Source organism: Rathayibacter sp. AC182 (assembly GCF_979253875.1).
Genome location: NZ_CEEDEK010000005.1, coordinates 2,312,272 through 2,331,032 on the forward strand (window position 1 = coordinate 2,312,272; position 18,761 = coordinate 2,331,032).

Below are 18,761 nucleotides of genomic sequence, written 5' to 3' on the forward strand. Positions count from 1 at the left end.
GGCCAGGGCCTGCTCGACCGTCAGGCCGGCGCGCTCGGCGGCGCGGGTGTAGACGGTTTGCTCCGTGGGGGAGAGGTCGGCGATGGAGTAGCGGGGCTGGGCGGCGGCGGTGACGCTGCGGACGATGTCGTCGAGGTAGTGGACACGGTGCTCCTAGGAGGCGAGGAGGATCGGGCCTGAGCCCTTGACCTGAGCGGCGAGCTTGCGGACGAGCGCGTTCCCGTGAAGCTCGGGCTCCACTTCGGCGCCGGCGGCGGCCTCGGTCACGCGCTGGACGTCGAAGCCGTCAATACGCTGACGGAGTGCCTGGAGTGCCACTCGCTGCGCATCGCCGGTGTCGCCGAAGGCGTTCGCGCGCCAGGAGCGGCCGGGCTGTCCGGCCATGACCCAGGCGGCGTCGACACGGTCGACCGTGTCCTCGAGCTCCGTCAGCGCGGCATCCGCGCGGGAGTGGTACGCGAGGGCGCGACGAGCGGCCTCGACTCGGACGGCCTCGGTGCCGCGACCTCGCTCGACGGCGCGCTCGAAGGCGACGCGCGCGCGCTCGCGACCTTCTTCGCTGCGTCAAGGGTGCGTGCCGCCTCGGCCGTCCGGCGGTCCGCGTCCTCGGGCTCGTGGGAGTGAGGTGCAGTCGCTCGGATCGCTCCGCTCTCGCGGATCCTTTCGCGGTGCGCGGCGGTCGCGTCGTCCACGGCGGGGAGCGTCACGAGGTAGGCGTCGTGGAGCTCGCGAGCGCCGTCGACGAGGTCGACGACCCAGTCGGCGAAGCGCTCCTGCGCGAGCGCGGGGGTCATGATGATCATCTGCATGGTGCCTTTCGTCGCCCGAGGGCAGAGTTAGTCGTCGCCGAGGAGGTCGCGGGCGTCGAACATGGGGACCCAGTCGCCGGACGGGGAGCCGTCCTGGCGGATGCTGGGGAGGTAGACAGTGCCGTTGATCACGACGGGACCGTCGTTCGCGCCGGTCACGCGGCGAGGGCCGCTCGGCGCGGCGGGCGAGAGCGGCGGCGGACGGGAGGTCGGCGGCGGCAGCGTCGAGGTAGCCGAGGGCGGCAGCGCGGCGCTGGCGTTCGACGGTGCGGTGACGCTCGGAGCGGCACCGCTGGGAGCAGAGCTTCTGCCGGCCGCGGAGAGGGCCGGAGCATTCGGGGCAGAGCAATGGCTGCTCCCTTCCTGTTGCGGAACGGCGATCGGTAAAAAGGGGGCGGGGAGCCCGTGTCCAGTCGGACTCCCCCTACACATGAGGAGAGGGCCACGCTGCTCGCGAACCTGAGAGCCGCCCCGCCGAGACCCGCGTCGTTCTGCGGATCTTGGCGAGGCGGGTGCGGTGGCGCTCGGCACACTGCCAGCTAGAAGGCTGTCACGAGGCCTTCCGGCGCGAGGCGAGGTCGATCACGGGAGCGCGAACCGACGTGGCCTGGAGCGTCAGCGCCGCTGCGCGCTCGCCGCGCTCCATGAGCGTTGAGATCGCCGCGCGGAAGTCGCCGCCGTGCTCCTCGAGCACTTCGTCAGCGAGTCGAGCGACGACACGGTCGAGAACGGCGGTGGCGATGTCCATTTCGGGGCCTCCTTCGAGGATGCGGTCGGCGCGAGCGATGGCGGGCGCGAGGGTGGGATCTGGAAGACGTAGCCGGCGGAGGTGCGCCGGCGCTCGCCGAGGACGGCGTCGGCGACCTCGTAGAAGACGCGCACGCCGGGTAGGCGGGGGTTTGGCAGGAGGTGCTCCTCCGTGGCGACTTCCTCCCAGACCTCGCCGGGAAGCAGCCCGTCGCGCGTCTCGACGGCCTCGGCGATGGCTTCTCGGGCGGAGGCGTGGAGATCCGGAGCGGGCACCTTCGAACCGACCACAGGTTGCTCACCGGCACCTCCCCAGCCCGTGAGGTATTGGCGCATGAAATGTGCGCTCGACGTGCGCTCGTGGTGTCCCTGACGCTGGCGGTAGGCGCGGTCACGCACGAGGGTGTCGCCGCCGGTGGACGTGGGGCTGCGGGTGCCTTCGCCACTGGCTCGGCGTCCGCTTCGAGGTGCGCTCTGGCGATGGCCTGCCGGACGAGGTCGGCCGCGGCCGTGGCGTCGAGAGTGGCGAAGCGGCGGAGCCGGGTACATGTCGCGGGCGTCGCGCCGGTCGGGTAGCTCGGCGAGGCGGCGTACGAGCTCGGCGACGACGGGCTCGCCGAGGCTGAGGGGCTCGAGCGGCTGAGCGGGGTCGCGCCGGCCGACGAGGACTCCGCTGCGGTTGTAGACCTCGCGGACCTCGCGGATCGTCGGCAGGACTAGGGCGCGCGCCAGGCGCCGAGGGCGACGGCAACGTCAGGGACGACGGGTCCGTAGGACTCGGCGACGGTGCGGCAGGTTGGCGCCGTCACGGCGGAGGTTGCGCGGGGAGTCGGAGAGACGCGCGAGGGCGCCGAGGTAGGTGCCGGGCACGGAGGGCTCCTTGACGAGGAGTGCAAGAACGGCCGACGAGTGACGGAGTTCTTGTAGCTCACAACTCCCTCTTGAGAGAGAGAACCAGTAGGGGGGTATCTAGTAGTGACGTGGATCCGTCACGTCGGCGGTTCTTGCACTAGCGCACACCGGCGCTCCACTCGGCGAGGGCGAGCTCGAGCGCGGCCGACGCATCGTCGACCGCTGCCCGCGCCTGGCGGAGCGTCGTCTCGGCGCCGACCACCGCGGCGCGGACGCGGAGCCGGCCCGGTCGGCCACCGTCGCCGGCACCGGATCCGGTAGGTGCCGGTCGCGCGCCGGCCGTCGCTGTCGACGACCAGACGCGGCGAGCCGACCCACTGGACGTCTTGCGCGGCGCCGAGTTGCGAGGAGAGCGCGAGGACGTCCTCGGCGAACGCGCGGAGGAACGGGGGCAGCGGGAGGGGAGAGGGCACTGGGCTCATTCGGTGTCGGCGCGGCGCACCGAACAGAGCTCCGGTGTCAGGAGAGGAGAGGGCCAGGAGGCGGCGTGCTGCTCACGACGCCATATGCCCCGCCAGCGCGTCGACCGCCACGCGCTGGCTCTCGGCGGTCGGGTGCCCGTACACATCGGCCGTAATCGCGATCGACGAGTGCCCGAGCACGCGAAACCTCCGTCAGCGGGACCCCGCGATGAGCATCAGCGTCGCGGCGGAGTGCCGGAGCGCGTGCAGGCCGACTGAGCCGTCGATCCCAGCCTTCGCGGCGGCCGTTCGGAAGGCGCGCGAGACGTTCCGGGTTCTGCCGGCCCGCCGAGCTCTGCGGCGAACACGAGCCGTGGTCCCGCCAGGCGTCACCGAAGGCGGCGCGGTCGCCCGCCTGTCGGACTCGCTGCGACCGGAGGGCGGCGAGCGGGAGCGGATAGCGGGATGCGGCGTCGGGACCGCGCGGTCTTCGGCTCGGTCCGAATCAGCTGTCCGGCGGCTCGGGTGAGCGTGCCGCGCACGAAGAGGACGTCCTCGAGGGCGTCGACGTCCTCCCAGCGGAGGGCCAGCGCCTCGCCCGGCGCATCCCCGTGTAGGCGATGAGGCGGAAGAGATCGCCGTAGCGGCCGGAGTCGCCGGCGTCGAGTAGGACTGTGGCCTCTCGGGGGTCAGCGCGCGAGCCTCGTAGCGCTTCGCGGCTGGGCGCTTCACGAGCGCGGCGACGTTCACAGCGAGAGCCCGTCTCGGACGGCGGTCTCGAGGACGGCTCGGAGGATCGAGTAGGTCTGGCGCATCGAGGACGCCGAGCAGCCGCTGTCCTCCATGTGGGCGAGCCAGCGCTCGACGTCCCGCGCGGTGAGACGGGCGAGCGAGATCGGGGCCAGAGGCCCTCGGACGATCCAGGTACGGGCGACGGCGGCGTAGGTCTCGCGCGTGGACAGCTTTCGGTTCGACGCTCGGAGAGTGGAGCCGATCCAGTCTTCGGTGTACGTGCCGAGGAGTGACGGAGCGTCGCGCATCGGCTGCCCCGCGGCGAGGCGTGCTTGCTTCGCCGCGCGAGCCTCGAGGGCTCCGGCGCGCGTCTTGCCGTATGAGCTCGCTCGACGTGACTTGCCCGTCTCGGCGTCCGTGTAGCTGAACGAGGCCTCCCAGCGGCCGTCGGTGCGCCGGTAGACCGTCCCTTCGCCGTTCGCGCGCCTAGCCACTGTGGGCCAGCCCGGCGACGTAAGCGCGGAGGTCGGCGGAGCGGACGCGGCGGGCGGCCCGATCTTGACGGAGGGGATCGTGCCGCTCGCGAGGAGCTCGTATAGCGTGGAGCGGCCGAGGCCGAGGATGCGGGCCGCGTCGGCGGGGCTGAGGAGGAGAGGGTCCACGGGAGTGCCTTCTTCTGTCTGTGGACGGCTGCGGACGCCGTCGAATCGAGGGGGACAGAAGTGGAGAGGGCCAGGGGCTCGGGCGCTCGCCCGGTATTCGGACGGATGACTCTTGAACACGTCTCGGTGACGGCAACGCTGACGGCAACGGGGCCTTCGCGCGCGGTCGCGGATCGGTGCTCGGTTTGCATATCTCGCCGAAGCGGCGGACGATTATGGACAGGGGCGTACCCTCCCAATCAATCAGTGGGTTCTCGGTTCAAGTCCGAGGGGGTGCACCACCCGAGACGCCCGCCCCTCCGGCGGGCGTTTCGTCCGTTCCGGGGCGCGGTCGCCCCACGCGCGAGCGGCCGCCGGCCCTCTCCGTTGCTCGTGGGCCCGCACCCGATCGGGTCCGCTGTGCGCGGGCCCGCACCGTTGCTGGGCATCCCTGACGTCGTTCCGGCGCACACCGGCTCCCGGCTCGTCCGTGGCGAGGCTGTCCGCTCGCGCGATCCTCCCCCTCCAGACGAAAGGACCGACGTGCCCGAGGAACGATCCTCCCCGAGATCGGCGGCATCGCCCTCGCCGTCGCCATCGCCGTGGTGATCGCCGTGGTCGTGACCGCCGTGGTCGCCCTCGTGATCCGCACCATCGGCAAGCGCAAGACCTGGGCGCGGCTGCTCATCCGCCGCGTCCGCATCCCGTTCCGCGTGCTCCTGCTCACGATCGCGGTCTGGGTGGCCCTCGCCGCCACCGTGCCGGGCGATCTCGCTCCCCGACCTCGTCGACCCGGAGATCTTCCAGATCGCGACGATCGGCGCATCGGCCTGGCTGGTCGGCGCCCTCATCGTGTTCCTCGAGAGACCTGGGTGCCGAGCGCTACCTGCACCGACACCGTCGACAACCGGCGCGCCCGGCGGCTGCGGACGCAAGTGACGATCATCCGCCGCGTCGCGGTCGCGGCGGTCGTGGTCGTGGCCATCGGAGCGGCGCTCCTCACCTGCCGCGCAGGCCCGCACGGCGGGAGCCCGGCCCCCTCGCGTCGGCCGAGGTGCTCTCGATCGTGGCCGGCCTCGCCGCGCAATCGAGCCTGACGAGTACATCTTCGCGGGCGTGCAGCTCGCCTTCAGCGACGCGATCCGCACTGGACGACGTCGTGATCGTCGAGGGGAGTGGGGCCGCATCGAGGAGATCACCCTCACCTACGTCGTCGACCCGCACCTCTGGGACGACCGCCGTCTCGTGCTGCCCGCGAACCGCTTCACCACGATGCCGTTGCGGAGGCCGGACCCGCACGGGGTCGAGGAGCTGCTCGAGAGCGGTCGAGCTCGATCTCGACTGGCGCGTGCGGCCGGGCGAGACGCGCGAAGGAGCTGCACCGGATTCCTCGAGGAGACCGAGCTCTGGGACCACCGCGTCAGCGTGCTGCGGGTGACCGACGCGGTCGGCGGCTTCGTGCGGATCCGCGTGCTCGTCACCGCGAAGGGACGCGCCCACGCTCTTCGATCTCCGCTGCTACGTGCGGGAGCGGCTCGTGCAGTGGCTGCACGAGAACGATCCCGTCGGCCCTGCCCCGTCAGCGCGTCGAGATGGAGCGGCAGGAGCCGGGAGCCAACGGCGCTGCCCGCCCGGTGCCGCGCCAGCACGCGACTCCGGACAACCTGTTCTCGGGAGACGCGGCGTCGAACGAGCGCGGCGCCGCTGTTCACCGGTCTGATCGACCTGCGCGAGACGCGGACGCGGGACTGAGCGCTCCGGCCCCGTCCGCCGGATGCCACTCGGGTACGCGACACGCAGGTGTCGGACGTACCGGAGTGGCATCTCGCGGTGGCCGGTGCCTTCGCGCCTAGCGGCCGATCGACGACATGTCGGCGTAGCGGTCGCCCACGGGCGGCTCGATGGCCGAGAGCGCCGCGAGCTGCCCCGTGGTCAGCTCGGCGAGCATCGCCGCCGCACGTTCTCCTCGATGCGCAGGGACGCGCTTGGTGCCCGGGATCGGCGCGATGCCCTCACCGCCCTGCGCGAGCAGCCAGGCCAGGGCGACTGCTGCGCCGAGGGTGGCGCCGACCTCGGCGGCGACCCGGTCGACCTCCTCCACGATGCGGATGTTCGCCTCGAGGTTCCCGTCGGCGAAGCGGGGGTTCGAGCGGCGGAGGTCGTCGTCGCCCAGCTCGTCGACCGAGCGGATCGCCCCCGTCCAGGAAGCCGCGCCCCGAGCGGCGAGTAGGGCCTCGAAGCCGATGCCGAGCTCGCGCAGCGGCGACCGGAACCTCCGCCTCCGGGTCAGCGCGTCCAGAGCGAGTACTCGGACTGCACGGCGGTGACCGGGTGCACGGCGTGGGCGCGGCGGATCGTCGCGGGCGCCGCCTCGAGAGAGACCGTAGGCGAGGATCTTGCCCTCCTGGATCAGCTCGGCGAACGCGCCGGCGGTGTCCTCGATCCGGCACGCCCGGATCCATCCGGTGCTGGTAGTAGAGGTCGATGCGGTCGGTTGCCGAGTCGCTGCAGCTTGAGCCCTCGACGGCGAGGCGGAGGTTCTCGGGCGAGCCGTCGAGACCGCGCTCGCCGGAGCCGCGCGGTGCTGGATCATGCCGAACTTGCTGGCGATCACGACCTCGTCGCGGCGGTCGGCGAGCGCGCGCCCGACGAAGGCGCTCCTCGTTGAGGCGGGCCGTAGATCTCGGCGGTGTCGATGAACACGACGCCGAGGTCGGCGGCGCGGTGCGACGTCCGGACGGACTCGCGCGTCGTCGCTCCCGGCACCCGAGTAGAAGGCGGACATGCCCATGGCGCCGAGGCCGAGGCGGGAGACGTCGAGGGCGGTTCCGGGGTTCCCGGAGCCGAGGATGGTGTGCTTCACGAGGGTGGTCCTCTCCTGGCCGGCCGCGATCTTGTAGTCGATCGCGGCGAGACTCCTGCGGGTGCGCGCAGGCTGCTCCTCCACCTCGGCGCGGTGCGCCTGGAGGAGGGCGAGGCGCTCGTCGCGCTGCGCGGGACCGATCCTGAGCAGCCCCGCGTACTCGCGGATGCCGCCGCGATGGGCATCCCCGTCGCGCGGAGCTTGGTCAGGAAGTCGACCCACCCGACGTCCGAGGCGCTGTAGCGCCGGTTGCCGCGAGCAGGCGCGCTCGACGGGCTCGAGCATCAGCCCGACGCGCTCGTAGTAGCGCAGCGTGTGCACGGTGAGACCGGTCGCCGAGGCGACCTCGGAGATGGACAGGGCCGGGGCGGCGGGCGCCTCGGCGGTGCGGGTGGTGGACATGGCGCCACCCTAGGACTTCGAGCCGCGCTCGAGGTCAAGCGCGTGCCGCGCGGCCGCTCCCGATCAGCGCTGGGACTCGAGGAACGCGGTGAGGCGCTGCCCGCGAAGCTGCGCGTCGACTCGTCGTGCCCGATCGTCGCCGTGCCGTCGCCCGCCTGGGCGCCGTACCAGCCGAAGGCGGCGTGGTTCGCGCCCTCGATCTCGACCACGGGGGCGGAGTCGGGCAGCAGGTCGCGCGCGGCGGCGACCTTCTCGGGGGTGCTCAGCCCGTCCTCGGAGCCGCTGACGCTCAGGACCGCCGTGCCGGAGCCGGACAGGTCGTTCGCGCAGTAGCTGCCGAGCAGGACGAGACCCGCGACGTCGTCGCCCTCTGCCCGCTGGCACGCCTTCACCCCGCCCAGCGAGTGCCCGCCGACGAACACACTCGTCGACGCCCTCGCGCCTGATCGGTGAAGCTCTCCACGAGCGAGCGCAGGTCGAAGAAGGCCAGGTTCAGGATCGGCCGGGTGATGACGACGGTCGCGCCCTCCTCGACGAGCGGAGCGAGCGTCGCCTCGTAGGACGCGGCGTCGACGCTTCGCGCCGGGGACGAAGACCGAGGCCCTCGCCGGAGAGTCGCCGGTCGGCGTCATCACGATCGCGGAGTCGGTGCGCTCGACGCTCACGCCGGTGTCCGCCCGGACGCGTTCGAGGGCCTCCTCGTCCAGGCCCCGCTCACGATCGAGGACCACACGAGGAATCCGAGCACGGCGACCGCCAGGAGAGCGCCGAGGACGAGGAGCACGAGGCGGAGCGGCCGGCGCCGTCGCGCGCTCATCGCGCGTCCGCGATCGCGTCGGCGGCCTGCACGAGGGCGAGGTGCGAGAGCGCCTGCGGGGTGTTGCCCGCGTGCCGGTGGTTCTCGACGTCGTACTCCTCCGCGAGCAGGCCCACGTCGTTGGCGAGCCCGACCAGCCGGTCCATCAGCGCGCGGGCGTCGTCCAGGCGGCCGGAGGACGCGTACTGGCGCACGAGCCAGAACGAGCAGGCGAGGAACGGAGCAGGGTGCTCCCCGCCGGGCGGGCCGTCGGCCGAGGGACTCGGTGCGGTAGCGGTGCAGCAGCCCGTCGTGCAGGAGCGTCCGCTCCATCTCGGCGACGGTGCCGGTCATCCGCGGGTCGTCGGCGTCGAGGTAGCCGACCATCGGCAGGACGAGCAGGGACGCGTCGACCTCGGTCGACCCGTAGGACTGCACGAAGTGGCCGCGCTCCGCGTCGTAGCCCTGGGCGTCGATCTCGGCGCGGACCTCGTCGCGCAGCGCCTCCCAGGTCTCGACCGGCCCGGGGAGGCCGTTCTCGCGCACGCCGCGGACCCCGCGGTCCAGGGCCGCCCAGATCATGACGCGCGAGTGGGTGAAGTGGCGCGGCTCGCCGCGGATCTCCCAGATGCCGTTGTCCGGCCGCCGCCAGTTCTGCTCGACGAACCCCAGCAGCGCGCGCTGCAGCGGCCACGAGAAGCGGGTCTCGTCCACTCCGGCCGTCCGCGCCTCGACCTCGGGCGACCATCACCTCGCCTATCACGTCGGCCTGGTACTGATCGACCGCCCCGTTGCCGATGCGGACGGGGGAGGCGCCGTCGTAGCCGGGCAGGCTGGGCATCGTGCGCTCGGACAGGTCGCGCTCGCCCGCGATGCCGTACATGATCTCACCGGACGTCGGCCGGGTCGCCCGCGACGGCGCGGGAGAAGCCCACGCTCGCCGCTTCTGCTGCCTCCTGCTCGAAGCCGTGCGCGAGCAGCGCCTGCAGGGTCAGGGAGGCGTCGCGCAGCCAGACGTAGCGGTAGTCCCAGTTGCGGCTGCCGCCGAACTCCTCCGGGAGCGAGGTGGTCGCGGCGGCGACGATGCCGCCCGTCTCGTCGTCGGTCAGCGCCGGAGGGTGAGCAGCGAGCGCACGACCGCGTCGCGGTACGGGCCGTCGTAGCGGATCGTCCCCGCCCACTCCGACCACCAGGCGAGCGTGCTCTCGAGGGCGCGATCGACGTCGAGGGCCTTCGGCCAGCGGTGGTGCGAGGGAACCAGGCCATGGAGAGGTCGATGCTCGACCCCTCGGCGACGTCGAACTCGGCGGAGTGCACGTGGTCGGTGGCCGTGAGCCGCATGCCGCGCGACGACCGCGTCCGGACCGGCGACGGCGACCAGCAGCGGTGCCTCGTCGGTCCCCTCCTGGCGCACCCACGGCACGACCCGGGCGTAGTCGAAGCGGAGCCGCAGCTCCTGCCGCATCCGGACGGTGCCCGGACGCCCCGCACCCGGCGCACGAGCTCGGCCCGGTCGTCGCGCAGCGGCATCACGTCGGTGACCTCGACGACTCCGCTCGACGTGGTCCAGCGCGTCACCAGGGCGAGGGTGTCGCCCAGGTAGCGGCGCTCGACCCGGGCGCCGGCGTCGATCGGCCGCAGCGACCACCGGCCCTGGTCGTCGCCCCGAGCAGGGCGCCGAGGGCGGAGGGGAGTCGAAGCGGGGGAGGCAGAGCCAGTCGATGCCGCCGTCGCGGGAGGACGAGAGCGGCGGTGCGGCAGTCGGAGAGGACCGCGTAGTCCTCGATCAGGGAGACCATGCCTGGATCCTCTCAGCAGGAGCCGAGCACTCCCCGTCAAGGCGAAACATCCGGTCCGAGCCGCGCCGTAGGGTGAGCCGCATGACGCACTCGGTCTCGACTCTGCTCATCCTCGGGGCGACGGGGGACCTGTCCTCCCGCCTCCTCCTCCCGGCCGTCGGCCAGCTGCTGACCCGGGAGCCCGATCGCCGCCACCTCGTCGGGGCGGGCCCGGGAGGACTGGACGCAGGAGCACTGGCACGGGGTGCTGCTCCTCCTCCCTCGGCACCGTCGCCACGAGCGGCACCGGTGCCGACGAGATGGTCGCCGGCACGCGCTACGTGCAGATCGACGTGACCGATCCGGAGGCGCTCGCCGCGCTGCTCGCGAGCTGCGAGGGTCCCGTGGCGATCTACTTCGCCCTGCCGCCCGCCATCGCGGCGAAAGCCTGCGACGCCCTCGCGGTGCGCGGCCTGCCCGAGGGGACCGTCCTCGCCCTCGAGAAGCCGTTCGGCGTCGACGAGGACCAGCGCTCGCGCCCTGAACGAGCGCCTCGCCGCCCTCGTCCCGGAGGAGCGCGTGCACCGCGTGGACCGCTTCCTCGGGCGCGCGACCGTCATGAACCTCCTCGGACTGCGCTTCGCGAACCGGATCCTCGAGGCGCTGTGGTCGGCCGAGCACATCGAGAGCGTCGCGATCGTCTACGACGAGCAAGCTCGGGCTGGAGGGACGAGGCCGGCTACTACGACGGCGCCGGCGCCCTCATCGACATGATCCCGAGCCATCTGCTCCAGGTGCTCGCCGTCGTCGCCATGGAGGCGCCCTCGACGCTCGACGCCGCCGACCTGCGCGACGCGGAGGGCATCGTCCTTCGCGCCACGCGGATCCGCGAGGAGGACGGCTCGCGTCGCGCGCGCTACGGGGCTGGGCTCGGTGCGGCGGCCGCAGCTCCCGGCCTACGCCTCGGAGCCGGGCGTCGACCCGGAGCGCGGCACCGGGGCGCTCGCCGAGCTGACCGTCGAGATCGACACCTGGCGCTGGGCGGGGTCCCCTTCACGCTCCGCTCGGGAAGGCGCTGGGGGAGCGGCGCCGCGAGGTGGTCATCCGCTTCAAGCCGGTGCCGCACCTGCCCAGCGGCTTCCACGGCGCGGAGGAGCCCTCGGTGCTGCGGCTGTTCCTCGCACCGGACAAGATGGCGCTCGAGCTGAACATCAACGGTCCCGGAGACCCCTACACGCTGGAGCGCGCGTCGCTCGAGGCGACCTTCGGCGAGGAGCTCCTGGCGTACGGCGAGGTGCTGTCGGGGATCCTCGACGGCGACCCCTCGCTCTCGGTGCGCGGCGACGCGGCGGAGGAGGTGCTGGCGCATCGTGCAGCCCGCGCTCGACGCGTGGCGGCTCGGGCGCCCGGTGCCGCTGGACGAGTACCCCGCGCGGCGGCGGCGGCCCGGAGGGCTGGAAGCAGGTCACGAGGCGCACGCGGTCCTCGCTGGTCGAGCAGCGCCCGGAGGCGCCGGTGTCGAGATCCGTCTCGCCCCGGAGTGCGGTGATCTCGGTACGCCCGCTGCGCGGGCTACTCGATCAGCGCAGACAGGGACCCGCTGCGCGGGCTGTGCGGTGCTTGCACGGTCGAGGTAGCGCCGGAGGCGCAGACGCCGTGTCCGAGACCCGCCTCGCCCGGAGTGGGGTGATCTCGATGCGCCCGCTGCGCGGGCTGCTCGATCGGCAGACGGGGACCCGCTGCGCGGGCTGTTGCCGGTGCTTGCTGGTCAAGTGGCGCCGGAGGGCGCGTATCGAGACCCGTCTCGCCCGGAGTGGGGTGATCTCGATACGCCCGCTGCGCGGGCTGCTCGATCAGCAGACAGGGACCCGCTGCGCGGGCTGTGCGGTGCTTGCTGGTCCGAGCTAGCGCCGGAGGCGCGTATCGAGACCCGCCTCGCCCGGAGTGGGGTGATCTCGATACGCCCGCTGCGCGGGCTGCTCGATCGGCAGACGGGGACCCGCTGCGCGGGCTGCTCGATGAGCCGGAGAGGGCTGCTCGATCAGGGAGAGGGGGCTCGGGCCTAGCGGGTCGCGTCGACCGGGGCGGCGGCCGGGGCCTCGGGCTCGGCCCAGAACGGCGATCGGCTGCCGGGTCGCAGGTGAGGGCGGCGGGTTCGGTCGAGACCGGCGGGGTCGAGGCGCGCATCACCGGGATGGCCGAGGTGACGGGGTTCGCGCTCTCCGGGGGCGCCGGCGCGCAGCTGCTCGGCCTGGATAGCGGCGGCGAGCTCGTGCGCGAGGGAGCGGGCGAGCATGCCGTGGAAGATCGGGTCACGGTCGTCGTGGCTGCGCCGGGTGACGGCCCGGCGGCCTCGGAGCCCACGAACGGCCGCGAGGCGCTCGTGGACCACGGCGAACAGCTCGTCCTGGGTGAGAGCCCGGGAGCCGCGACGACCCCTTCGGGGGCCGGCTGGCGGCGCCTCAGACGAAACCTCGCGGCGAACCCCGATCCCGTGCGGCTGACGACGTGCTCCGAGTCTCGCCGCGGAACGGCCGAGAGGCCCCCTGACCACGCCGCGCCGGTCGGCGGGCGGCGCGTCCAGGGCGTCCTCGGTGGGCGCGATCAGCGATGCAGCGATCGCGCTTCTTGCCCTTCGCCTCCTTGGCGAGCTCGGCCTCGAGTCGTACGAGACGGAGCCGAAGGCGACGGCCGCGGCGATCGCCCAGCTGACCCACTGCGGGGCGAGCCGCCAGTCGCGCGGTCCCTTGCGGGTCGTCTGAAGGATCGACCAGCCGCCGACCAGCGCGCTGATGACGCGCTCGAGAAGTTGCGGACCGAACTTGCGCATCGATTGCCTCCCGGTGTTCGAGACGACGCTACCCAGGCGTCGTCGGTGCGCCCCGGAGCGGTTGACAGGGCGCACGGAGGGCGCCAGCTACGGTGGGCTGCCCGCGAGCGGGACCAGCAGAGGGAGCAGCAGGGTCTGCGCACGGCACTCATCGAGAGCACTCCTGCATCGCCCTCGGGGCGGTGGCGGTGCTCACGGGAGTCCTGCCGCCGGAGGCGCTCGGCGAGCTCGTCGAGCGCACGGGTCCGATCCTCGCCTTCGTCGTGGCGGTTACCGTCGTCGCCGAGCTGGCGTCCGAGGCGGGCGTGTTCACCGTGGTCGCCGAGCGGGCCGCGTCGTGGGGCCGCGGACGCACGGCGGTGCTCTGGCTCCTCGTCGTCGTCCTCGCGATCCTCTGCACCGTCTTCCTGTCGCTGGACACGACCGCGGTGCTGCTGACCCCGGTCGTCGTGCTGCTCGCGGCGCACGACCGTGGGAGTGCCGCCCCTGCCCTTCGCGATGGCGACCGTGTGGCTGGCGCCAAGCTGCGTCGCTCGCTGCTGCCCGTCTCGAACCTGACGAACCTGCTCGCCGAGCGGCGCCTCGGAGTCAGACGGGCCGCTGGAGTTCGCAGCGCTGACCGCCGCACCCGCGCTCGTCGCGGCGGTGGTCCCGGTGATCGTGCTCGCCGTCCGGTACCGGCGCGAAGCTCTCGGGCCCGCTACCGGGCCGGGGAGCGGACGCCGGTGGAGGACCGGGTGCTGCTCACGGGGTCCGGTCTGGTGGTGCTCCTGCTGCTGCCCGCGCTGGTGTCGGAGAGTCGAGGTGTGGATCCCCGCCTCCGTCGCCGCGATCGCGCTGGTCGTGCTGTTCGCGGTGCGGCGGCCCGCGGCGCTGCGGCCGTCGCTCCTCCCGTGGCAGCTCGTCGTCTTCGCCGCGGGCCTCTTCGTCGCGATGGAGGCGGCGCACCAGCTCGGGCTCGGGGCGGCGCTCGCCGTCGTCGCGGGGCGGGGCTTCCAGGAAGTCGTCGACCTGCTGCGTCTCGCCGGCTCGGGCGCCGTCGCCGCAGAACCTGGTCGACAACCTGCCCTTGCGTACCTCGCCCTGGAGCCGGTCGCCGCGGATCCGGCGCTGATCTGGTCGCGCTGCTGATCGGCGTGAACGCCGGTCCGCTGATCACTCCGTGGGCCTCGCTCGCCACCCTCCTCTGGCACCAGCGCCTGACCGCGATGGGAGTGCGGATCCTCCTGGGCGCAGTACGCGGCTGCTCGGTCTCGTCGCCGTCGTGCCGACCGTCGGAGGAGCGACGCTCGCTCTCGCTCTGTCCCTGGGGCTGAGCGACGGGGAGGACACCTCCTGTCCGGCACCCGTTCGAAGAGCGGCTGGTAGCCTCCTGGGGTCCACGGCGACCCGATTCGACGAGGGGTACACCATCTCCGAGCACTCAGTCCCCGATCCTCAGGACGGTGCTCCGGCACCGCGCAACGCGTTCGTGGTGGTGTCCAACCGGCTCCCCGTCGACCGCGTGACGGCCGAAGGACGGCACCGCGTCGTGGAAGACGTCCCCGGCGGACTCGTCACGGCGCTCGAGCCGGTCGTGCGCGCGGGCGAGGGCGCCTGGGTCGGCTGGCCCGGCGTCGCCGACGAGGTCGTCGCCCCGTTCGAGAACGACGGCGTGCTGATCGTCCCCGTCGCGCTGAGCGCGCAGGAGCTCGAGGACTACTACGAGGGCTTCTCGAACGACACGCTCTGGCCGCTCTACCACGACGTCATCGCGCCGCCCGCGTACCACCGCGACTGGTGGGACGCCTACGTGCGGGTCAACCGCCGCTTCGCCGAGGCCGCCGCCGCGCGACCGAGCAGGACGGCGTGGTCTGGGTGCAGGACTACCAGCTGCAGCTCGTGCCCAAGATGCTCCGCGAGCTCCGCCCCGACGTCACCATCGGCTTCTTCAACCACATCCCGTTCCCGCCGTACACGGCATCTTCGCCCAGCTGCCGTGGCGCAAGCAGATCGTCGAGGGCCTGCTGGGCGCCGACGTGATCGGCTTCCAGCGCCAGGGCGACGCGGGCGGCTTCCTCCGCGCGGTCCGCCGGCTGCTCGGCTACGACACCCGCAGCACCGTCGTCGAGGTGCCGGTCGAGGAGGAGGCGGTCGAGGGGACGCGGCGCGTCGGCCGCTCGCGCCGCGGGGCGAGCGTCCCGCCCCGTCGTCGCGCGCCACTTCCCGGTCTCCGCATCGAGCGCGCGCGCGAGCGAGCGAGAGCGACGTGGCCCGCACCCCCGGAGATCCAGGCCCGCGCCCGCGAGGTCCGCGACGAGCTGGGGAGACCCGGCGGTCGTCGCGCTCGGCGTCGACCGACTCGACTACACCGCAGGGCATCGGCCACCGCCTGAAGGCCTTCGGCGAGCTCCTGGCCGACGGTCGGCTGAGCACCGAGGACGCCGTGCTCGTGCAGGTCGCGAGCCCGAGCCGTGAGCGCGTCGACACCTACCGTCAGCTGCGCGACGACATCGAGCTGCAGGTCGGCCGCATCAACGGCAGCGACTACGGCAAGATCGGGCACCCGGCGATCAGCTACCTGCACCACGGCTACCCCCGCGAGGAGATGGTGGCGCTCTACCTCGCCGCCGACGTGATGCTCGTCACGGCGCTGCGCGACGGGATGAACCTGGTCGCGAAGGAGTACGTGGCCTCGCGCTTCGACAACGACGGAGTGCTGGTGCTGAGCGAGATTCACCGGCGCCGCCGACGAGCTCAAGCAGGCCGTGCAGATCAATCCCCACGACGATCTCGGGGCTGAAGGACGCGATGGAGGCCGCCCTGGCCCGCATGCCGCGCTCCGAGAAGACGCGGCGGATGCGGGCGCTGCGGCGCCGCGTGCTCGAGAGACGACGTCTCCCGCTGGTCCGAGAGCTTCCTCGCGGCGCTCGCCGAGCACGCGAAGGGCCAGCAGCTCGACGTGCACCCCGCGGCGCGCGGCCAAGGAGGCGCCCGTCGGCCAGGAGGCCGAGCACCGCGAGGACTCCGAGCGCGGCAAGGAGGCGGAGGCGCGATGAGCACCGTGACTGCCCGTCACCGTCGACCCGCACCTGCCCGGAGTCCCCGACCGCCTCGTCCTCGCCCTGCGCGAGCTGGCGGCGACGGGACGGCTGCTGGTGGCCCTCGACTTCGACGGCACGCTCGCGCCCGAGGTCGACGACCCGGCCCGCGCCCGTGCCCTGCCCGAGGCCCGCGAGGCGGTCCTGCGCCTGCTGGCCCTGCCCGGCACCCGCGTCGCCCTCGTGTCCGGCCGCGCGCTCGAAGAGCCTGGAGGAGGTGTCCCAGCTGCCCGACGAGGCGCTGCTGGTCGGCTCGCACGGCGTCGAGGTCCGCCTCGACCCCGACACCCCGAGGACGCCGTGCGCCTGGACCCCGTCCGAGCTCGCCAAGGTCGACCGCCTCGAGGGCGTGCTCGAGGGCATCGCCCGCGGGATCGACAACGTGTGGATCGAGGACAAGCCGGCCGGCTTCGCCCTGCACACCCGTCTCGCCACCGACAAGCACAGCCGGGTCGCCCGCGTCGTCGCCCACCGTCGGAGGCGCGCGCCGAGGTCGCGGGCGTGCGCGTGCGCGAGGGCAAGGGCGTGCTCGGGTCCTCGAAGCGTTGCGGTCCACGACCAAGGGCGAGGCGGTCGAGCACCTCCGCCGTCCACACCGGGGCGACCACCGCGGTGCTCTACGCCGGCGACGACGTGACCGACGAGGACGCCTTCGCCGCGATGCGCTCCGGTGACGTCGGGGTGAAGAGCGGACCGGGCACCACCTCGGCCGCGTACCGCGTCCGGGGCCCCGAGCAGAGTCGCGCACGTGCTGTCGCTGCTGGCTGAGTTCCGCGGCGCACCGGCCACGAGCGCCCGGGGCGATCCGCGGGTCCGGTGAGCGCCGGAGCAGGGGTCGCCGGGGCGGTAGCCTCGTCGCATGCCGCGAAATCGATCGGAAGCCTCGTTCGCGCACCGTCACGGACGGCATCGAGGCCCACGACGTCGCGCGGGATGCTCCGCGCCGTCGGAATGGGCGGCGACGAGCTGGGAGAAGCCCCAGGTCAAGGAGGATCGCGTCCTCCTGGAACGAGGATGCCCCCTGCAACCTACTCCCTCGAGCGCCTCGGCGCGCTCCGCCAAGGAGAGGGCGTCCACTCGGGCGGCGGGTACCCGGCTGCAGTTCGGCACCATCTCGGTGTCCGACGGCATCTCGATGGGCCACGAGGGCATGCGCCTTCTCGGCGCTCGTCTCGCGCGAGGTCATCGCCGGCTTCGTCGAGACCGTGGCGGCCGAGCGCCTCGACGGCACCGTCATGCTCGCCGGCTGCGACAAGTCGCTGCCCGGCATGCTGATGGCCGCGGCGCGCCTGGACCTCGCCGCCGTCTTCGTCTACGCGGGCTCCATCGCCCCGGGCTGGGTCAAGCTCTCGGACGGCACCGAGAAGGACATCACGATCATCGACTCCTTCGAGGCGGTCGGCGAGAGTGAAAGCCGGCATCATGTCCGAGGAGGACGCCAAGCGCATCGAGTGCGCGCTTCGCCCCGGGCGAGGGCTCGTGCGGCGGCAGCCGTACACCGCGAACACCATGGCCAGCGTCGCCGAGGCGCTCGGGATGAGCCTGCCCGGCTCCGCCTCGCCCGCTGCTGCCGATCCGCCGCCGCGACTACTTCGCCCGGAAGTCCTCGGGGGAGGCCGTGGTCGAGATGCTGCGCAACGGCACCACCGCCCGCGACATCCCGACGACGGAGGCGTTCGAGAACGCGATCGCCGTCGCGATGGCCTTCGGCGGCTCGACCAACGTCATCCACGCACCTGCTCGCGATCGCCAACGAGGAGCCGAGGTCGACCTCGCGATCGACGACTTCAACCGCATCGGCGACACGATCCCGCGCATCGGCGACCTCAAGCCGTTCGGCAAGTACGTCATGAACGACGTCGACCGCCACGGCGGCGTGCCGGCCGTCATGAAGGCGCTGCTGGACGCCGGCCTGCTGCACGGCGACTGCCTGACGGTCGGTACCATGCCCGGGAAGACGGTCGCCTCCGAGAACCTCGCCGCCATGGACATCGCTCCGCTGGACGGCGAGGTCATCCGCACGCTCGACAACCCGATCCACGCGACGGGCGGCCTCACTGATCCTCAAGGGCTCCCTCGCCCCCGAGGGCGCGGTCGTCAAGACCGCCGGCTTCGACGCCTCCGTGTTCGAGGGCCCCGCGCGCGTGTTCGAGCGCGAGCGCGCCGCGATGGACGCGCATGACGAACGGCGAGATCGAGAAGGGCGACGTGGTGGTCATCCGCTACGAGGAGCCCCAAGGGCGGCCCGGGGATGCGCGAGATGCTCGCGATCACCGCCGCCATCAAGGGCGCTGGGCTCGGAAAAGATGTACTACTCTTGACCGACGGACGATTCCTCGGGCGGCACAACCGGCCTGCTGTTGTGCATCGAGGACCACATCGCACCGAATCGGTGGACGCAGGTCCCATCGCGTTCGTCCGTCGATGGACCCGATTCAGGTCGGCATCGCCGCTCGCTCGATCGACCTGCTTGTCGACGACTCCGAGCTCGCCGCCCGCCGAGAAGGCTGGGCCCCCCTTCCTCCGCGCTACACCCGCGGTGTCCTCGCCAAGTACGCCAAGCTCGTGCGCTCGGCGGCCGTGGGCGCCACCACCGGGTGACCCCGGCCCGCTCCGGCCGGCCGCGCACTCGCGCGCCTCCCGGGTTCCGGACCTCGTCGGTCCGGAACTTCCCGCCACCCGCCTCCCTCTCGAAGGAATCGACACCCGCATGACCCCGGACCCGTCCGCCGTGCATCCCGCACCGACGCCCCAAGCCACCCCGTCCCGC

Annotated in this window: 19 protein-coding genes and 7 pseudogenes; 13 read left to right on the top strand and 13 right to left on the bottom strand. The window is 72.9% G+C overall.

Features of this window, described 5'->3' with window-relative positions; translation table 11 throughout:
• Window positions 1–153 precede the first annotated feature (153 nt).
• The 5 genes and pseudogenes from AC0CII_RS24320 to AC0CII_RS24340 form a co-directional block, all read right to left on the bottom strand.
• Entirely contained in the window at window positions 154–384 is a 231-nt protein-coding gene (locus AC0CII_RS24320; protein ID WP_465230840.1) for a hypothetical protein, read from the bottom strand.
• A 44-nt stretch (window positions 385–428) separates the two neighbouring features.
• Window positions 429–809 (bottom strand): hypothetical protein, encoded by a 381-nt coding sequence (locus AC0CII_RS24325; protein WP_465230841.1) that lies wholly within the window; start codon window positions 807–809, stop codon window positions 429–431.
• Window positions 810–1,424: 615 nt separating this feature from the next.
• Complete coding sequence (locus tag AC0CII_RS24330; RefSeq protein ID WP_465230842.1) at window positions 1,425–1,832, bottom strand: hypothetical protein; 408 nt, start codon at window positions 1,830–1,832, stop codon at window positions 1,425–1,427.
• Window positions 1,833–2,565: 733 nt separating this feature from the next.
• Window positions 2,566–2,694, bottom strand: a pseudogene (locus AC0CII_RS24335) (DUF7169 domain-containing protein); the annotation flags it as partial.
• Between the two features lie 921 nt (window positions 2,695–3,615).
• Complete coding sequence (locus AC0CII_RS24340; protein ID WP_465230843.1) at window positions 3,616–4,263, bottom strand: helix-turn-helix domain-containing protein; 648 nt, start codon at window positions 4,261–4,263, stop codon at window positions 3,616–3,618.
• Between the two features lie 581 nt (window positions 4,264–4,844).
• On the opposite strand from AC0CII_RS24340, the gene AC0CII_RS24345 reads away from it, so the two are divergent.
• Window positions 4,845–5,339, top strand: a complete 495-nt coding sequence (locus AC0CII_RS24345; protein ID WP_465230844.1) for a hypothetical protein — start codon at window positions 4,845–4,847, stop codon at window positions 5,337–5,339.
• A gap of 19 nt (window positions 5,340–5,358) precedes the next feature.
• Complete coding sequence (locus AC0CII_RS24350; protein WP_465230845.1) at window positions 5,359–5,994, top strand: hypothetical protein; 636 nt, start codon at window positions 5,359–5,361, stop codon at window positions 5,992–5,994.
• A gap of 97 nt (window positions 5,995–6,091) precedes the next feature.
• On the opposite strand, the gene AC0CII_RS24355 is transcribed toward AC0CII_RS24350, so the two are convergent.
• From AC0CII_RS24355 to AC0CII_RS24380, 6 genes are all read right to left on the bottom strand, one after another.
• Window positions 6,092–7,507 carry a MerR family DNA-binding transcriptional regulator gene (locus AC0CII_RS24355; protein WP_465230846.1) on the bottom strand — a complete coding sequence of 472 codons (1,416 nt, stop codon included), beginning with the start codon at window positions 7,505–7,507 and terminating at the stop codon, window positions 6,092–6,094.
• Window positions 7,390–8,172: an alpha/beta hydrolase gene (locus tag AC0CII_RS24360; protein ID WP_465230847.1), complete on the bottom strand. Its 783-nt coding sequence runs from the start codon at window positions 8,170–8,172 to the stop codon at window positions 7,390–7,392. Before AC0CII_RS24360 ends, AC0CII_RS24355 begins: the two co-directional genes overlap by 118 nt.
• Window positions 8,169–9,017, bottom strand: coding sequence for a glycoside hydrolase family 15 protein (locus tag AC0CII_RS24365; protein ID WP_465230848.1), 849 nt, complete (start codon window positions 9,015–9,017; stop codon window positions 8,169–8,171). The genes AC0CII_RS24360 and AC0CII_RS24365 overlap by 4 nt, the downstream gene beginning before the upstream one ends.
• 173 nt (window positions 9,018–9,190) lie before the next feature.
• On the bottom strand, window positions 9,191–9,484 hold the full coding sequence (locus AC0CII_RS24370) for a glycoside hydrolase family 15 protein (protein ID WP_465230849.1): 294 nt from the start codon (window positions 9,482–9,484) through the stop codon (window positions 9,191–9,193).
• Window positions 9,409–9,951 (bottom strand): hypothetical protein, encoded by a 543-nt coding sequence (locus AC0CII_RS24375; RefSeq protein ID WP_465230850.1) that lies wholly within the window; start codon window positions 9,949–9,951, stop codon window positions 9,409–9,411. Before AC0CII_RS24375 ends, AC0CII_RS24370 begins: the two co-directional genes overlap by 76 nt.
• Window positions 9,878–10,102 (bottom strand): hypothetical protein, encoded by a 225-nt coding sequence (locus AC0CII_RS24380; RefSeq protein ID WP_465230851.1) that lies wholly within the window; start codon window positions 10,100–10,102, stop codon window positions 9,878–9,880. The genes AC0CII_RS24375 and AC0CII_RS24380 overlap by 74 nt, the downstream gene beginning before the upstream one ends.
• Window positions 10,103–10,183: 81 nt before the next feature.
• On the opposite strand from AC0CII_RS24380, the gene AC0CII_RS24385 reads away from it, so the two are divergent.
• A complete protein-coding gene (locus AC0CII_RS24385) occupies window positions 10,184–10,438 on the top strand; it encodes a hypothetical protein (protein WP_465230852.1) in 255 nt (84 codons plus the stop codon).
• Window positions 10,402–11,630: pseudogene (locus tag AC0CII_RS24390) on the top strand (glucose-6-phosphate dehydrogenase). The gene AC0CII_RS24385 and the pseudogene AC0CII_RS24390 overlap by 37 nt, the downstream one beginning before the upstream one ends.
• Before the next feature lie 513 nt (window positions 11,631–12,143).
• Here AC0CII_RS24390 and AC0CII_RS24395 read toward each other — a convergent pair.
• Complete coding sequence (locus AC0CII_RS24395; RefSeq protein WP_465230853.1) at window positions 12,144–12,911, bottom strand: hypothetical protein; 768 nt, start codon at window positions 12,909–12,911, stop codon at window positions 12,144–12,146.
• Between the two features lie 182 nt (window positions 12,912–13,093).
• On the opposite strand from AC0CII_RS24395, the gene AC0CII_RS24400 reads away from it, so the two are divergent.
• The 3 genes and pseudogenes from AC0CII_RS24400 to AC0CII_RS24410 all read left to right on the top strand — a co-directional run bounded on the left by AC0CII_RS24400 (window position 13,094) and on the right by AC0CII_RS24410 (window position 16,759).
• On the top strand, window positions 13,094–14,227 hold the full coding sequence (locus AC0CII_RS24400; protein WP_465230854.1) for an SLC13 family permease: 1,134 nt from the start codon (window positions 13,094–13,096) through the stop codon (window positions 14,225–14,227).
• Window positions 14,228–14,322: 95 nt separating this feature from the next.
• Window positions 14,323–15,828 (top strand): annotated as a pseudogene (locus AC0CII_RS24405) (alpha,alpha-trehalose-phosphate synthase (UDP-forming)); the annotation flags it as partial.
• 220 nt (window positions 15,829–16,048) lie between these two features.
• The gene (locus tag AC0CII_RS24410; protein ID WP_465231153.1) at window positions 16,049–16,759 is read left to right on the top strand and encodes a trehalose-phosphatase; all 711 of its coding nucleotides are present in this window, start codon (window positions 16,049–16,051) and stop codon (window positions 16,757–16,759) included.
• 129 nt (window positions 16,760–16,888) lie between these two features.
• Here the strand turns inward: AC0CII_RS24410 and AC0CII_RS24415 are convergent, their stop codons facing one another.
• The gene (locus AC0CII_RS24415) at window positions 16,889–17,143 is read right to left on the bottom strand and encodes a hypothetical protein (RefSeq protein ID WP_465230855.1); all 255 of its coding nucleotides are present in this window, start codon (window positions 17,141–17,143) and stop codon (window positions 16,889–16,891) included.
• Window positions 17,144–17,196: 53 nt separating this feature from the next.
• Here AC0CII_RS24415 and AC0CII_RS24420 point away from each other — a divergent pair.
• From AC0CII_RS24420 to AC0CII_RS24445, 6 genes and pseudogenes are all read left to right on the top strand, one after another.
• Window positions 17,197–17,319 (top strand): annotated as a pseudogene (locus AC0CII_RS24420) (dihydroxy-acid dehydratase domain-containing protein); the annotation flags it as partial.
• A 94-nt stretch (window positions 17,320–17,413) separates the two neighbouring features.
• A pseudogene (locus AC0CII_RS24425) lies at window positions 17,414–17,509 on the top strand (hypothetical protein); the annotation flags it as partial.
• Window positions 17,510–17,618: 109 nt separating this feature from the next.
• Window positions 17,619–17,873: pseudogene (locus AC0CII_RS24430) on the top strand (dihydroxy-acid dehydratase domain-containing protein); the annotation flags it as partial.
• A gap of 178 nt (window positions 17,874–18,051) precedes the next feature.
• Window positions 18,052–18,312, top strand: a complete 261-nt coding sequence (locus AC0CII_RS24435) for a hypothetical protein (protein ID WP_465231083.1) — start codon at window positions 18,052–18,054, stop codon at window positions 18,310–18,312.
• Window positions 18,285–18,353, top strand: a pseudogene (locus AC0CII_RS24440) (hypothetical protein); the annotation flags it as partial. The gene AC0CII_RS24435 and the pseudogene AC0CII_RS24440, both read left to right, overlap by 28 nt.
• Before the next feature lie 62 nt (window positions 18,354–18,415).
• Window positions 18,416–18,592, top strand: coding sequence for a hypothetical protein (locus tag AC0CII_RS24445; RefSeq protein ID WP_465230856.1), 177 nt, complete (start codon window positions 18,416–18,418; stop codon window positions 18,590–18,592).
• The last annotated feature ends 169 nt before the right edge of the window (window positions 18,593–18,761 follow it).